Origin of the sequence: Glycomyces lechevalierae, assembly GCF_027622945.1 — a bacterium.
Lineage (GTDB): Bacteria > Actinomycetota > Actinomycetes > Mycobacteriales > Micromonosporaceae > Glycomyces > Glycomyces rutgersensis.
The window spans coordinates 34149-49486 of sequence record NZ_JAPZVQ010000006.1; the positions used below are offsets into that span (position 1 = coordinate 34149).

General features: G+C 71.6%; 11 protein-coding genes. 5 read left to right on the top strand and 6 right to left on the bottom strand.

The window, feature by feature from the left end:
• Positions 1–34: 34 nt before the first annotated feature.
• From O2L01_RS11930 to O2L01_RS11945, 4 genes are read right to left on the bottom strand one after another with little or no spacing between them, the layout of a single operon-like run.
• Positions 35–1225 carry a CHAT domain-containing protein gene (locus tag O2L01_RS11930; protein WP_270122160.1) on the bottom strand — a complete coding sequence of 397 codons (1191 nt, stop codon included), beginning with the start codon at positions 1223–1225 and terminating at the stop codon, positions 35–37.
• Complete coding sequence (locus tag O2L01_RS11935; protein WP_270122161.1) at positions 1219–2838, bottom strand: tetratricopeptide repeat protein; 1620 nt, start codon at positions 2836–2838, stop codon at positions 1219–1221. The genes O2L01_RS11930 and O2L01_RS11935 overlap by 7 nt, the downstream gene beginning before the upstream one ends.
• Positions 2835–3869 carry a hypothetical protein gene (locus O2L01_RS11940; RefSeq protein ID WP_270122162.1) on the bottom strand — a complete coding sequence of 345 codons (1035 nt, stop codon included), beginning with the start codon at positions 3867–3869 and terminating at the stop codon, positions 2835–2837. The genes O2L01_RS11935 and O2L01_RS11940 overlap by 4 nt, the downstream gene beginning before the upstream one ends.
• Positions 3866–5143: a hypothetical protein gene (locus O2L01_RS11945; RefSeq protein ID WP_270122163.1), complete on the bottom strand. Its 1278-nt coding sequence runs from the start codon at positions 5141–5143 to the stop codon at positions 3866–3868. The genes O2L01_RS11940 and O2L01_RS11945 overlap by 4 nt, the downstream gene beginning before the upstream one ends.
• A gap of 98 nt (positions 5144–5241) precedes the next feature.
• On the opposite strand from O2L01_RS11945, the gene O2L01_RS11950 reads away from it, so the two are divergent.
• Together O2L01_RS11950 and O2L01_RS11955 are read left to right on the top strand one after the other, a co-directional pair.
• Positions 5242–6501: a PA2928 family protein gene (locus O2L01_RS11950; protein ID WP_270122164.1), complete on the top strand. Its 1260-nt coding sequence runs from the start codon at positions 5242–5244 to the stop codon at positions 6499–6501.
• 69 nt (positions 6502–6570) lie between these two features.
• Positions 6571–7359, top strand: coding sequence for a hypothetical protein (locus O2L01_RS11955; protein WP_270122165.1), 789 nt, complete (start codon positions 6571–6573; stop codon positions 7357–7359).
• A gap of 23 nt (positions 7360–7382) precedes the next feature.
• Here O2L01_RS11955 and O2L01_RS11960 read toward each other — a convergent pair whose 3' ends face one another.
• Positions 7383–7796 (bottom strand): DUF4259 domain-containing protein, encoded by a 414-nt coding sequence (locus tag O2L01_RS11960; RefSeq protein ID WP_270122166.1) that lies wholly within the window; start codon positions 7794–7796, stop codon positions 7383–7385.
• A 117-nt stretch (positions 7797–7913) separates the two neighbouring features.
• Here O2L01_RS11960 and O2L01_RS11965 point away from each other — a divergent pair, with 117 nt between their 5' ends.
• Positions 7914–10655: an Hsp70 family protein gene (locus tag O2L01_RS11965; protein WP_270122167.1), complete on the top strand. Its 2742-nt coding sequence runs from the start codon at positions 7914–7916 to the stop codon at positions 10653–10655.
• A gap of 257 nt (positions 10656–10912) precedes the next feature.
• Here O2L01_RS11965 and O2L01_RS11970 read toward each other — a convergent pair whose 3' ends face one another.
• Positions 10913–12628 (bottom strand): carbohydrate-binding protein, encoded by a 1716-nt coding sequence (locus tag O2L01_RS11970; protein WP_270122168.1) that lies wholly within the window; start codon positions 12626–12628, stop codon positions 10913–10915.
• Between the two features lie 227 nt (positions 12629–12855).
• Here O2L01_RS11970 and O2L01_RS11975 point away from each other — a divergent pair, with 227 nt between their 5' ends.
• Together O2L01_RS11975 and O2L01_RS11980 are read left to right on the top strand one after the other, a co-directional pair.
• Positions 12856–13881, top strand: coding sequence for a LacI family DNA-binding transcriptional regulator (locus O2L01_RS11975; protein WP_270122169.1), 1026 nt, complete (start codon positions 12856–12858; stop codon positions 13879–13881).
• 61 nt (positions 13882–13942) lie between these two features.
• Positions 13943–15190: a sugar ABC transporter substrate-binding protein gene (locus O2L01_RS11980; protein WP_270122170.1), complete on the top strand. Its 1248-nt coding sequence runs from the start codon at positions 13943–13945 to the stop codon at positions 15188–15190.
• The last annotated feature ends 148 nt before the right edge of the window (positions 15191–15338 follow it).

The window sequence follows — 15338 nt, forward strand, 5'->3', positions numbered from 1 at the left end:
GAAGCGCGAAGGGTCGATCGGCGACGGTCGTCGGTCAGCCGTGGGCGGTGGCGAAGGCCGACCAGAGGATCGGGGAGTGTTCGAGGCGGCCTTCGGCTTCCCATTGGGCTGCTTGGGTCCGTTGCCAGTCGCTGAGGGTGGCGACCGGGTCGGGGGTCTGGTGGGCGTGGTCCACGGCTTCGACGATGCCGGGGATGACGGTGGTCGACGGGGTTGCGGCGGAGGCGAAGCGGCGGATGCCGGCGTCGGTCGGGAGGGTCCAGCGGGTGGCGGTCACGTACTCGGCGCCGGCGTGGATCGCGGCGGCGACGAGACCGACCGGTTCGGCGAAGCGGACTTCGCCGCCGCTTTCGCAGGCGATGAACGCGACCCGGTTCGGCATGCGCCAGCCGCCCGGCGCGTCGGGGCGGTGGCCCAGGACGATGTCCGCGGCGGTGAGCGGGCGGTGGCCCGCGACGGCGGCGGCCCGGCCGGTCGTGGTGGGGCCGCAGCTCAAGTGGAGACGGGCGTCGAGGCCATGGGCCGAGGTGGTCACGTGGCCCACGTAGAGGAGGCGGGAGGCGTCGGCGAGGAGCGGTTGGATCGTGTCCCGGGTCTGGTCGGCGCTGCGGAAGGCGGACCGGGGGAGGCCGAGGCGTTCGGCGAGGGCTTCGCCTTCGGGGCCCAGGACCGAGCCGAGGGCGAGGTTCGCGCCCGGCACCTTGGGGTCGAGGACGGCGAGGAGGTCGGCGTCCGGACGCCATGGGGTGACGCGGCGCTCGGGGGCGTTGCGGACCGTGGCGGGCGGGAGGACCGACATGTCGGCGTTCGTGACGAAGCGCTCGCCCTCGTCGACTCGCATGGCCTCCCAAGGCACTTGGCCCGTCGCGTGGGAGGGCTGGATGCGCACATGAGGGCGGATGCCCTGTTCCAGGTAGGCGTTCATCTCCTTCGCGAGGAGGTTGGGGATCAACGCCCGGGCGAGGTCGGTCGCGAGTTCGAATTCTCGTTCGCGGTTGGTGAGGGGCCCGTTCAGGGAGCGTTCGAGGGCCTGCTCGACGGTTTCGCCGGGCAGCGGGGTCGGGAGGGCGGCGGCGAGTTCGTCCAGGACCGGCCGGACCGAATCCCCCGGGACCATGATGTTCTGGATCGCTCCGGGCTCGTGTTCCCAACGCCACGAATAGAACAGGTCGTCGGTGTCGACCAGTTTGAGCTGGACCGTGGGTCTTGCCGGTCGGTTCACCATGAGTCCACCACTTGGTCGGAGCGGATCGCGAAGCCGTACCGCCGCTCGGTCTCCTCGATCCACGGCTCCAATGCGGACGGACGGTTCGGGTTGACGCGCAGCCTCGGGGGCAGCGCGAACTGCGGCGTCGGGAAGTCCGCCGACGTGCCGGTGACGAACGCCGACGCGGCGAAGGACAACCGGTCGGCGCTCGGGGCGGGCGTCGGGAGGTCGAACGCCTCGAAGGTGAGGGCGCGGGCGGCCTGGGTCGGAGCGTGGAGGGAGACCGTGGCGCTCATGTGCTCCAGCAGTTCGGAGATCAGCGCTCCGTCCCGCAGGGCCACGACCAGGTGCAGCGCGTGCGCCATCGCCGGGATCGCCACGGTCGCGGCCCACTGCTCGCGGGCCTGGCCCGGCGCGTAGGTGTGGCGGATCGCGTCCGTGGCGAGCGCCGAAGGGAGCGAGAGGTAGAGCGCGAGCTGCAAGAGATGCTGCTGCACCGCAGGGTCGGTGGCCGCTTCGGCGGCGTCGGCGATCGTGATCGCACGGCGCATGTCGATGCGCGCCAAGTGGTACCGGGCGCCCATCGACTCGTACAGGGCGCGGCATTCGAGGTACGCGTTCTCGGCCGCCTCCAGGCCGGTGTCGGCCGCGAGCAGATCGCCCTGGAGGCCGAGGGCGTCGGCGAGCGCGACGGCGTGGCCCGCCTCGCGGAGGGTCTCGATCGCCTGGGGGAGCAGGGAACGGGCCAGGTCGGGGTTGCCGTTCCGAGCTGCGACGTCCGCGCGGCTGAACCTGATCTCGGCGGCGCGCAACGGCTGCTCGCCGTCGAGGAACGCCTGCTCGGCGGTGGCGAGGAGCCGTTCGGCGGTGTCGCCGTCGCCTCGGCGGGCGGCGATGCGGCCCTGGTTCGCGACCGCCAGCGCGGCCTGGACCGTGTCGCCTGCGGCCGTGTGGATCTGCTCGGCGAGGCGGAGGTACGACATGGCGGTGTCGTGGTCGTTGTGGGCCTGGGCGATCAGGCCGAGGTTGGCGTAGGGGTGCGCGGCGAGGCGGGGGTGGTGCTCGTTCGCGAGTGCGAGGGTGTGGCGGGCGGCGGCTTCGGCTTCTTCCATGCGTTCGAGGCCGATGAGGAGCACGCTGCGGGTGTTGTGGATGGTGATCTCGAGGAGCCGGTCTTCGGCGCTGCCGTCGGCGCCGGTGTTGAGGGCGAGCGCGGTGTCGAGGTCGGTGAGGGCTTCGTCGAGGCGGCCGAGGAGCTGGTAGGTCTGGGCGCGTTGGATGGTGACGGAGGTGCGGACGGCGACGGTGCCGTAGCGGTCGCCGGCGTCGCGTTCGGCGTTGGCGCAGGCGGTGAGTGCTTCGTCGGCGTAGCGGAGGGCTGCGGTGGTGTCGCCGAGGCCTTCGGCGGTCGTGGAGAGGTTGCCGAGGATGCGGGCGCGGACGTCGTGGCCGGCGGGGTCGAGGTCGTCGACGAGGGTGAGGCGGTAGGCCGCTTGGAATGTCGCGTCGGCTTCGGTGGTGCGGCCTTCGCCGAGGAGGCGGGCGGCGGTGTTGTTGAGGTCGCGGGCGTGGGCCCAGCGGGGGCCGGTGGTTTCCTTGCCGTGCAGGCTGATCAGGTTGTCGCCGGTCATGCGGTGCGCTCGGCGAGGCTGGCGACGGGGTCGGTGAGGCGGGTGCGGGCGTATTCGATGAGTGCGGCCCGGTGGGGTGCGTCGGCGGGTTCGGTCGGGTGTTTCACGAAGTCGGGGGAGTGGACGCGGAGTTCGCGCTGGTTGGCGGGGAGGAGCAGGAATGTCTGGGGTGCTTCGGCTTCGCCGGTGAAGTGGCCGGTGTCGGGGTCGAGTCGGAGGGGGATCTCGACGGTGGCGATGCGGGCGGTGAGGTCGAGGTCGCGGGCTTCGGGTGCGGCGGGGACGGTGACGGTGACGGCGAGTCCGCTTTCGCGTTGTGTGAGTGTCCAGGTGGCGCCGGCGGCGGCGTCGACGAGGCCTTGGGGGACCTGCGCCCAGTCGACGAGGGTGCCGCCGCTGGCGAGTGCGAAGTCGACGGGGTGGTGGCCGCTGGCGGCGAGGGCCCAGTCTTCGCGGCTGAGTTGGGCGGGTCGGCGGCGCAGTTCGACGCCGTAGTCGTCGGCGAGGTCTTCGAGGGCTGCGGCGAGTTCGTGGCGGGCGGGGTCGTCGGCGAGTGCTTCGAGTGCGGTGAGGTCGGTGTCGGCCAGGGCTCGTTCGACGGCCTGGTCGTCGTCGAGGAGGTGCTCGATGCCTGCTGTGCGCCAGGCGGCTTCGGCGCGGAGGAGACCGATGTTCAGGGCGGGGACGGCGGCGGCGTGGGAGGAGGGCCACCAGGCTTCGGCCCAGCGGAGGTGGGCGAGGCGTCTTGCGGCGTCGAGGACCGGGGAGGCCCATTGGGTCGTGACGGGGCCTGTGGTGTCGAGGATCGCGGCGGCCGTTTCGGGGCCGTAGATGTCCCAGAGCCAGTCGGCGGCGAGGTCCGGGTCGTGGATCTCGGCGGTCGGGTGCGGGTCGCGGTTCAGTATGTCCCAGTGGAGGAGTGCGCCGCGTGCTTCGACCAGTGCGGTGCGTTCGGGGTGGGGGCGTTCGGGGGTCGGTTCGGTCGCGGCGTGGATGATGTCGCGGGCGCGGGTGATGTGGAGTTCGGTCATGTCCGGCCTCCGTCTTTTTCGAGGATGCGGCGGAGCCGGTCGCGCTGGTCGAGGAGGACGGACCGGAAGACGCCGTCGAGGAGGTCCCAGACGTCGGCGGCGGCGGTGGTCTCGCCGCGTAGTTCGCGGCCGTGGAGGCGGGCCCAGAGGCGCCGCAGGTAGGGCGCTTGGACGTGGAGGATCTCGTGTTTGAGGTCTTCGGGGACGCTTGCGGATTCGGGGTCGGGCCGGCGGAGGACGGCGTGGACGTAGGCCTCGCGGGAGTAGCGGGCCTGCAAGCGGGCGTTGGCGTCTGAGGCAGGGGTGGTGTCGGTGCGGTGGTCGATGCCGGTGGTGGCGTCGCGGCCGAGGGCCATGGCGACGCGGCTGGGTTCGTCGGCGAGCTGCCAGGGGGCGGCGGAGCGGTGGATCTCGCCGACGACCATGGAGGGGATGTCGGCCATGGTCTCGCGCTGGAAGACGGCGGTGAACGCGGCGAACAGGCGCTCCATGATGGATCTGTCGAAGGGGGGCGGGAGGCGGCGTTTCGAGGCGCGGTCGCCGAGTTCGGGTGGTGCGGGGGCTGCTTTGGCGGTGAGGCCGTAGTCGCGGGCGACTCGGGGCCGGTCGAGTTCGGCGGCTTCGGCGGTGCCGACTTCCTTCTCCGCGAGGGCTTTCCAGAGGCGTTCGTCGGGGCGGTGGGCGCAGGTGTCGAGGAACGCGGTGAGGCCGTCGGGCGAGAGCGGCTGCGGGTCGGGGCGGTCGGCCCAGGCGTGGTGGAGGAGTCCGGCGAGGCGGACGACCTGGTCGGGGTCGGTCATGAAGCGGCGCAAGCGGTCCACGGTGACGTCGCCGCGTTCGGCGTGGACGTCGGCGACGGTCTCGGCGGCGATCGCCGCCGCGTCGGGGAGGGCGGCGGGGTCGCCGTGGGTGTGGGCGAGTTCGAAGCAGCGCTGGAAGTAGCGGTCCTGCGGGTTGCCTTCGGTGACGCCCGCGCGGCGGCGGGCCTGCTTGACGAGCCGGAACCAGGCGGCCGTCGCGGCGAGGGCGGGGCCGGCTTCGAGGATCGTGCGGCGGAGTTCGTCGACGTGTTCGACGTCGATGAGTCCGCCCGCGAAGCGCGGGTTCATGGTGGGGCGCAGGACGAGCGGGTCGAGGAGGAGCTTCACGGTGCGGGCGAGGGGCCGGCCGGAGGCGTTGCTCAAGGGCGCCACGGCATCGCCGAGCCCGGCCCATGCGTCGGCGATGAGCATGCCCCGGGGCACGGCCGGTCCGGTCGAGATGCCTTGCACCATGACGCGAAGTCTAGTCGGGATCGGCCCGCGGAAAGTTGTGATCGGTAGCCGCGGGCGGGGGGCGACGCTGACGGGACCAGCTTTTGAAGGAGGCCGTCATGAGCCACGTCCCCGGATACTCGTCGGCCCGGCCGTTCCCGGACCACCGGCAGTTCGTGCGGTCGCCGTACGGGACGCCGACGAACCCGTTGACGCCCAAGCCGAAGCGGTCGCGCGGGCTCGGGCTGTTCGGGATGATCATCGTGCCTTCGCTGGGGATCGGCGCGATCGCGGTCGGCGGCGAGTACCTGACCGCGCCGGAGCCGGACATCGCGGTCCAGTCCGGAATCGGGTTCGCGGCGTACGGCGGCACCGATCTCGCGCTGGTGCCGTACGACCGCAGCGGGTCCGGCGACCTCATCTCGTCGATGCGGCACGAGATGTTCGAGGTGCGGCTCGCCGCCGTCGACCTCGCGACCGGCGACACCGAGTGGGATGTGCGGCTCTCGGAGGAGCTGTCGTGGAAGGCCGCCGTGGTCGCGGCGGGGGAGCACTACGCGTACCTCGCGACGGACGACGGGCTGACGATCCTCGACCTCGCCGACGGCGATGTGGTCACCGAACCCGGCGACATCCCCGGCCTCGAAGGGGCCCAAGCGGTCTCGGGTGCGGCGTACGCGTTCGACTCCGGGATCGGGGCTGTCGTCGCTCTGGACGTGAACGGCGGCGTGCACACGATCGCCCTCGACGCGCTGGAGGCCGCGCCCGCCGACGCCGACACCACCGCGGCCTGGTCGGGGCTGCTGTTCGCGGAAGGGTCCGTGCCCGACATCGGGGGCATGACGAGCACCGAGGCGCTGCTCGCCGACGACGAGTCCTCGGTCCGGCTCGAACCGACCGCCGCCGGCTCGCTCGGCTCGAACCTCGTCCTCGACGGACCCGAAGGCCAACGCGCCCTAGGGACCCGCGTGTTCTACGAGGCCGGGATCGTCCTCGACCAGACCGCGCTGGTCTCCTCGTTCACCGTCGAGATCGACGTGGACGAGCTCATCGACGATATGCTGGAGGACCCGGCCGCCGCCGGCCAGAACCTGTGGACCGGGCTCGGCACGGCCGCCGCCGGGGCCGGTTCCGGACACGTCCTCGTCGAGCACCGCACCGAACCGGGCACCGAGGCCTACGCCATGCACGTCATCGACGTCGCCACCGGCCAGGTCACCGCCTCCACCGCGACCGGCAGCCGCCTCGGCCGCGCCCTCACCGGCCCCGGCGGCCACACCGTCGTCATCGCCGCCCCCGAAGGGTCCTACTGGCTCAGCGACCTCGTCGTCGTCGCCCCCGGAGGCTCCCTCAAACGCGTCGAGATCGGCCGCGACTGACCGAAACCTGTGACCGGTAGGCGCAGGGACCACCGGAGACTGAATCCACCAACCCGAAAGGAACCCACCATGTTCAAGACCATCGGCGTCATCGGCATCATCATCGGCGGCGCGCTCACCGTCATGTACTTCGTCTACGGCCTCACCAGCGACAACCCCATGCCCTGGGTGAGCGGCTGGATGGCCGGCCCGATCATCCTCCTCACCACCCTCCCGATGTTCTCCATCGGCCGCCTCGCGGACGGGGCGATGCGCGAACTGCGCGGCCACACCGCGCGCGGCTTCGAAGGCGCCCCGATCGCCATGGGCACCATCGTCTCCGCCCAGCGCACCGGCCTGAGCATCAACGACCAGCCGCAACTGGAGATCCTGTTCGACGTCGACACCATGGACGGCCAGTCGTTCCGCGGCGTCGCCAAGGCCATCATCGACCTCACCGAACTCGCCTCCGTCGTCCCCGGCGCGATCCTCCCCGTCCGCTACCGCCCCGGCAGCACCGACGGGAAGATCGCCATCGCCGCCGACGCCCCGCAGCACGAACTCCAGGCCGTCCTCGACCGCGTGCGCGTCGCCAAGGGCCTCGTCTCGCCCCGCCAACTGCAGATCGCCGAGCAGGGCGTCGAAGCGAAAGCGGTCGTCCTCGCGATGGCGCCCACCGGCGACCTCCAAGGCGACCGCGCCGTCATGGACATCAAGTTCCGCGTCACCCGCGCCGACACCACCACCTTCGACCTCGACCAGCGCAAGCCGATCGACGCCGGCGCGCTGGCGCAGCTCCAGCCGGGCATGGTCGTACGGGTCCGGTACCTCCCGCACGACGAGTCGGAGCTGGTGGTCCTGACCACCCTCAACCCGTGAGCGCGAACGCCGCGGCCGCGACCTCAAGCGGCCGCGGCGAGCCGCTCCCGGAAGGGCGCCAACAGGTCCAGCACCTCGTCGAGCGCGCCGCCGTCGGACCACAGGTCGTGCCACTCGTTCTCGCGCGGATCGGCGAGCCGGTCGAAGACCCGCAGGGCCTCCAGCCGCAGCTCGCCGTCCGCCTCGAACGGATGGGACGCCAGGAGTGCCGCAGCGGAAGCGCTGCCCGGGTCGGCGCCGAGCCGGGCAGCGACCAGGACGGCCGCCGCCGCCGCGGCGCCGGCCTCCGGGTCCTCGATGTACCCGGCGGTGGCGGTGACCTCGCGCATCATGGCGAGGAGGCCGTCCCGGACGCCGCCGGTTGCGGCGTCCGCGAGGCCGCCCAAGCCGTCCAGCGCCGCGTCGTTCTCGAACGGCCCGTATCCCCAAGCCCCCATGCGATGCCCCTTTCGGTGTCGTCGGCGGCCACTGTAGATCGGGGGGCCGACATCGCGATATCCTCGCGGAGGATCGCCGGTCCCCGCCCCCTCCGCCCCGCCCCTGAGTAGGCCCGCTTGCAGACCCCCGTATGGCTCGCCGTCGACCTCGGCACCACCCACACCGTCGCCGTCGTCGGCCGCGAAGGCCAGGAACCGCGCTCACTGCTGTTCGACGGCTCGCCGCTCCTCCCGTCCGGCGTGTACCTCGACGCCGCCGGCGAACTCCACACCGGCCGGGACGCGCAGCGGCTCGCCGCCGCCGAACCCGCGAGGTTCGAGCCGCACCCCAAGCGCCGCATCGACGAAGGCACCGTCCTCCTCGGCGACCGCGAGATCCCCGTCGAGGAGCTGCTCGCCACCGGCCTGCGCCGCGTCGCCGAAGCCGCCACCGCCTCCGGCCTCGCCCCCACCGAGACCGTCCTGACCTACCCCGCCGACTGGGGCCCCGTGCGCCGCGCCGTCCTCGAACGCGCCGCCGCGAACGCCGGCTACGAACACGTGCGGCTCCTCCCCGAACCCCTCGCCGCCGCCACCTACTGCGCCGAGATCCTCGGCCAGGACATCCCGCCCGGCGGCGCCGTCGCCATCTTCGACTTCGGCGGCGGCACCTTCGACGTCGCGGTCGTCCGCCGCGACGACGACGGCACCGGACGGTTCCGGACCCTCGCCGTCGGCGGCCTCGACGACCTCGGCGGCCTCGACGTCGACATGGCCCTCGCCGCCCACCTCGGGCGGATCGTCGCGGGACGCGACCCCGAACTGTGGCAACGCCTCTCGGAGCCGCAGACCACCGCCGACCTCCGCGACCGGCTCGCGTTCTGGGGCGAAGTGCGCGCCGCCAAGGAGATGCTGTCCCGCACCTCGACCGCGCCCGTCGCCCTCCCCGGCCACAACCCCATGGGCCTCCACCTCACCCGCGACGAACTCCAGTCCCTCGCCGACCCCCTCGTCTCCCGCGCCGTGGACGAGACCCGCCGCACCGTCGAACGCGCCGGCGTCGCCCCCGGCGGCCTCACCGCGCTCCTCCTCGTCGGCGGCTCCAGCCGCATGCCCCTCGTCGCCACCCGCCTCCACGCCCGCCTCGGCATCGCGCCATCGGTGCCCGAGCAGCCGGAACTGCCCGTCGCGTTCGGCGCCCTGCGGCACGCCCTCGCCGGACCCGAACCCGAGGCGACCACCCCCGCCGCCGCGCCGATGCCGTCCCCGGTCCCCCCGGTGACGTACGTGCCCGTCCCGCCCCCTGGCAGCACCCCGACACCCGCAGCGCCGCAACCGATGCCGCAGCCGACGCCGCCCCCGATGACCCCGCAGGCGCCCGGCTCGACCCTGCCGCCGGTCTACACCGGGCCGATCCGCGTCACCAAGCGGCCGCCGCGCCGCCGCGTCGGGCTCCTCGCCCTCTACCCGTTCATCATCGGCCTCGCCGTGGTCATCGTCCTCGCCCTCAACCAGGTCGACTGGGACGGCCTGGCCGGGAACGGCGCGACCGGCGACCTCATCGACGGCATCGCCGACGGCCTCCAGGACGCCACCGGCGGCGGCGGACCCGAGCTTGCCCTCACCTATTCGCAGCAGCTCAACGCCTCCGGCGCGAACGCCGTCGCCGCCGCCGACGGCATCGCGATCTTCGCCGAAGTCGCCGGCGGCCTCACGAAGGTCAGCGCCGTCTCCCCCGAAGGGGACGCCGTCTGGACCACCGAACTGGAACTCGAGCCCACCGAACTCTTCCTCACCGTCGTCGGCGGAGTCATCCTCGTCGACGCCACCGGATCCGCCACCGACGACGGCCAGAACATGCGCGCCGCCGTCGCCCTCGACAGCGGCGAGTTCCTCTGGAAGCAGCCCTGGATCGACCGCAACGACGTCGCCTACTACGGGACCGACGCGATCATCGAGCAGCGCACCGGCTTCGAGGACAACGCCGTCAAACGCATCGACCTCACCACCGGCGAAGAAGTGTGGAGCAAGGCCGGTCCCGAAGACCTGTTCATCATCGACGAGTACCGCGCCCGCGCCGCCACCGTCTGGGACGAAGGCGCCGAGGGCATGGGTACGTTGCCGCCCAACTCGAACGCGCTCTACGACAACCTCGCCGCGACGGACCGGATCGTCGAACTCGACCCCGACGAAGGCACCGCAGTGGTCCGCGATGCCGCCGACGGCAGCGCCGTCACCGACGGCGACCTGCCCGTGAACAGCGAATACTGGACCGTCTTCGACGACCTCGCCATCGGCAAGGCCTCCGACGAGGCCTCCCCGGGTCGCGACACCCTCATCGCCCATTCGCTTTCTGACCTCGGCGAAGCCTGGCGCATCGAACTCGACGTGGCGTTCACGATCCAGCACGTCAAAGCCTGCGGGCCGCACCTCGTCTGCGTGGCGCTCGACCACGCCAACGCCGACGACCAGTACAAGACCATCGCCGTCGACACGCAGACCGGGAAGCAGGTGTGGGAGGTCGGCGTCGAATGGTCCGTCGACGACCACTGGTACTCCACCGCGAACGGCCTCGTCTTCGGCGACCAGGTCTTCGACACCGTCGACTCCGCTCAGGTGCTCGACTTCGCGGGCAAACAGCTCGTCGAGGGCGAGCTGTTCACCTCGGCGATCGCCGTGCGCGGGGGCCTCGCGGCCATGGAGGTCTCGACCATGGGCGGGTGGGACGTCGCCGTGGTCGACACCGCGACCGGCGAGCAGACCGCGGGGCAGACCGTGGGCGCCGATCTTCCCGAGCACGCCTCGTTCGCGGGGAACCTGCTCGTGGTCCTCGGCGGGGACATGGAGGCGCGGGTGTTCACGGTCCCCGACTTCGCTTGAGGCGCAAGGGAAGCGGGGCCGGGCTTGCGCCCGGCCCCGGAGTCGATGGGTCGTCTGCTGTTGTCGGGCGAGGTGCGGGCGGTGCCCCGGAGTCAACCCGTCTGCGGCTCGGCGACGAGGCGGCAGGCCCGTTTGAGGATCCACGGGCACCACTCGTCGTGCTTCCACGCGCCGAACCATTCGGGTGTCGGTTCCGGCTCGCCGAAGAACCGGGCCGGGCCGCGTCCCTGACGCGGCCCGGCTTCCTTTGTGCGCCTTTAGGTCAGCTTGATGTTGTCGAGTTCGGCGTAGCCGGTCCCGCCGCTGAAGTACGGCGAGCCCTTCGCCAGGCGGATCACGTTGTAACCCGCTTTGAGGTTCACGGTGACGTTCACCGTCCCGAACTGGGCCCAGCCCGCAGTCGGCGGGTACGTCACCGTCGACCAGGCGCTGCCGTTGTAGGCCAGGCCGTGCGTCGAGTTCGCTCCTGTGCCGTTCGCGTACCGGATGGTCATGGTGTACGAGCGCGCGGTCGGCACGTTCACCGTGAAGTCCACGAAGGACTGCGAGCGCATGTCGGCCGAACCGTCGATCTGGCCCACGTAGGAGCCGTTCGACGCATTGCCCGATGCGAACGTGTTCGCGTTGACGACAGTCTGGTTCTCCGCCTCGTAGACCTGCTGCCACGACGTGGTCGGGCCGCCGACCGGGGTCACGATCAGCTGGTAGGCCGCTTCGGCGTCCATATTGTTGACCGGCACCGAGATCGTGCCGTTCGAGACGTTCATCGTCGTGGTCGAGATGGTGGTGGGTGCGGCGACGGCCGTGTTCCGGCCGGAGCCGGGAGTCGACAGCAGCTGGACCTGCACCTGCGAACCGAACGAGCCGAGCCCTTCGACGCGGACCGTGTTGTTCCCGTAGTCGCCGCCGAAGACGGTGTTCACGATCTTCCGGGTCGAGTCATAGGAAGCGACACCGTCCAACCAGGACTGCGGGGTGGTCTGCACGATGTTGCCGGTCATCGCGCCGTACCAGCGGTACAGCCAGTACGAGGCCGTCGGCTGGTTCTGCAGCGTGAACAGCCCGTCGAACGTGCCCGCCTCGAACCAGTACGCGCGGTGCGCCTCGCGCGCCCCGTACCGCTCGAACACCGACATCCAGTGCAGCGCGACGGAGGGGATGTCCATCTGGTTGAGGCTGTTGTACTCGTTGATGACGATCGGCCGGTCCGCGATCCCCAGCGAGTCCTCGATCGCGCGGTAGTCGGCGACGTGCTCGTCGAAGTTGTTCCAGTCCATGTCGGTCAGCTCGTGCCACACGATCACGTCGGGGACGGTGTTCGAGGCCTTGGCGGCCGTCATGAACGACTGCATCCAGTTGTGGTCGTACCGCGAATAGCTCGGGCCCACGATCGGCGTCACCGGGTCGAGCGAGTCCACGAGCTTGTACGTGCGGGCCCAGCCGTCGTTGAACGAACCGGCCGCGCTGGTGTTCCACGTCCAGTCGGGCTCGTTCCACAGCTCCCAGCCGCGGATGTTCGTCATGTCGGTCTCGGCGAGCCGGTCCTGGACCTGCTTGCGGGCCTTGGACTCCCAGTCGGCCCAGCCCTGCCACTGGTACGGGAAGGACGGGTAGATGTCGGGCATGCGGATGTACTGCTGCGCGCCCGCGCGGACGAGGTTGTCGCCCACTTTGAGCGAGTCGCAGCACGGCTCGGTCGCGCCGTTGCCGAGGTGGGTCGTGCCCGGGGCGGGCTGCGTGAAACTGGTCGGGTTGAGCGGCAGCAGCATCGCGGTGGTCGGCTGCGAGTCCGAGCCGACGCCGTAGAGGCCGCCGGCGGCGACCTGCGTGGCCGGGCGGACGGTGTTCGCGACGTTGACGGTGAGGGTGAGGCCCGCGGCCTGGGCCGGGACCGAGCTCCCGGCGACGGCGGCGCCGAGGACGAGCGCGATCACGCCCGCTCGCGCGGCGGCCCGTCTGAGGGTGGACAGCATCATTGCTCCTACACGAAAGGTCGAACCGGTTCGACACGTCGATGGAGGTCCGACGCTAGTTTCGAACCTCGTTCGATGCAAGATCTTCGATATAACAAAGGCATATACACGGGAAACGTCCTCAGGCCTCACTTGCGTCAGCCGCGTCACGGGGTTATGCTCCGAACCGGTTCGACGAATTCTCGAGGTCCAAGCCGAGTCGAACCGGTTCGGAGGAGGCACAGCACATGGTGAACATCGGCGACGTCGCCCGCGCCGCGGGCGTGGCCCGCTCGACCGCGTCCTACGCGCTGACCGGCAAGCGCGCCGTGTCAGACGAGGTGCGCGAACGGGTCCGCCTGGCCGCCATGGAACTCGGCTACACCCCGAACGCCGGCGCGCGGGCCCTCGCCACCTCCCGCTCCAACGTCATCGGGCTCCTCGCGCAGTTCCTGCCCGACGAGTTCGCGCCCGCGATGCTCCAGTACCTCCAAGGCGTCACCGACACCGCCCGCGACCTCGGATACGACATCCTGCTCAGCTCCGACGCGGACGGGCGCAGCGCCCTCAAGCGCATCACCGACTCCCGCATGGTCGACGGCGTCGTGCTCCTCAACGTCGCCGAAGACGACGACCGCCTGCCCGTGCTCCGCGCCGCCGCCCAGCCCGGCGCGCTCGTCGGCCTCCCGCGCGACTGCACCGGCGTCGACGTCTTCGACCTCGACTTCGAAGAGGCCGGGCGCACCATGGTCGAGCACCTCGCCCGCCTCGGCCACCGCGAACTCATCCTCGTCTCCCAGCCCGAGCACGTCGTCGAACGCGGCGGCGCCTACGTCTGGCGCCTCCAGAACGCCGCCCTCGAAGCCGCCGCTGCCAAAGGCATCACCCTCCACACCGTGTTCGGCGCCGCCACCCAGCCCGACATCGGCCGCGACCTGCACGCCCTCCTCGACGCCCACCCCAGCGCCACAGGCCTCCTCCTCAACAACGAGGCCGCCGCCGCCGCGCTCCCCACCGTCCTGCGCTCCCGCGACCTCGATGCCCCCGCCGACCTCTCCGTGATCGGCCGCTACTCCGACGAGTTCGCGCGCACCTTCTCCCTGCCCTACTCCTCGATCGAGAGCGCCCCGGACCGCCTGGGGCGCATGGCCGTCCGCCAGCTCGTGCGGCGCATCGAGAAGCAGGTCCCCGAGGGCGACCCGTACGTCGTGCGGTTCGTCAACCCAGAACTCGTCGACCGCGGCAGCACCGCGGCCCCGGCGACCCGGCAGTAAGAAGACCCATCCCTCATCGCATATCCCTAAATGCACCGCAATGTTCAAGGAGGAACACGAAATGCAAGCCAAGAAGCCCCTCTTCAGGGCCGCGGCCGCGGGCATCGCCTGCGCCGCCCTCGCCTTCGCGAGCGCCTGCTCGTCCGGCGGCACCACCGACCAGGACGCCGACACCTACACGTGGTGGGACCCGTACCCCCAGCACGCCGACGACTCCGACTGGGCCAAGCGCGTCGCCGCCTGCGGCGACGAGGCCGGGGTGACCATCGAGCGCACGCCGTTCGACACCACCGCCCTCACCAACCAGGCGCTGCTCTCCGCGCAGGAGGGCACCAGCCCGGACATCATCCTGCTCGACAACCCGGCCGTCTCCACCCTCGCCGACACGGGCATGTTGAGCACCATGGACGAACTCGGCCTCGACGTCTCCGGAGTCGACGAGAACCTGCTCGCCGCCGGCGTCGTGGACGACAAGACCTACGGGATCCCCGTGGGCGCCAACACCCTCGCGCTCTACTACAACGCCGACGTGCTCACCGCCGCCGGCGTGGACCCGGCCTCGGTGACCGACTGGGCCTCCCTGACCGACGCGCTCGCAAAGGTTACCGGTAACGGCGCCAAGGGGATCACCTTCGCCGGCATCGGCACCGAAGAAGGCTCCTTCCAGTTCCTGCCCTGGTTCTGGGGCGCCGGCGCCGACCTCAAACAGCTCGACTCGCCCGAAGCCGTCGCGGCCCTGGAACTGTGGACCGGCTGGCTCGACGCGGGCTACGCGCCCGACTCCGTGATCACCAACTCCCAGAACACCACCTGGGAGGAGTTCCTCACCGGCGAGTACGCGTTCGCCGTCAACGGCACCTGGCAGGTCAACAGCGCCCTCGACGCCGGGTTCGCCACCGGCGTCATGCCGCTGCCCGCCCAGAACGGCGGCACCGCGCCCGCGCCCACCGGCGGCGAGTTCATCGTCGCCCCCGTCCAGACCGACACCGACCGGTACGACGTCACCCGCCAGATCGTGGAGTGCATGACCACCCCCGAGGGCTTCGTCGAGACCGCCACGACCTTCGCGTACTACATCCCGCCGACCCCGGACGGCCAGGCCGCGCTCCTCGAAGCGCAGCCCGAGCTCCAGCCGTGGGTCGACGCGGTGCGCGGCGCCAAGGGCCGTACCAGCGACAACCTCGGCACCGACTACCCGAAGATCTCCGAAGCGCTCTGGACCGCCGTCCAGAACGCCCTCTCCGGCTCGGCCACACCGGCCGACGCCCTGGCCCAGGCGCAGGCCGACGCGGCCGCCGCCACCCAGTAAGACGGAGTCGCCATGACCACGACCTCGGTCACCACGACCGGCCGTGCGTCCGGCACCGGCGCGGGGGGGCCCCCCCCCCCCCCCCCCCCCCCCGGGGGGCCCCCCCGGGGGGGGGGGGGCCCCCGGGCGGGGGGGGGGGGGCGCGCGG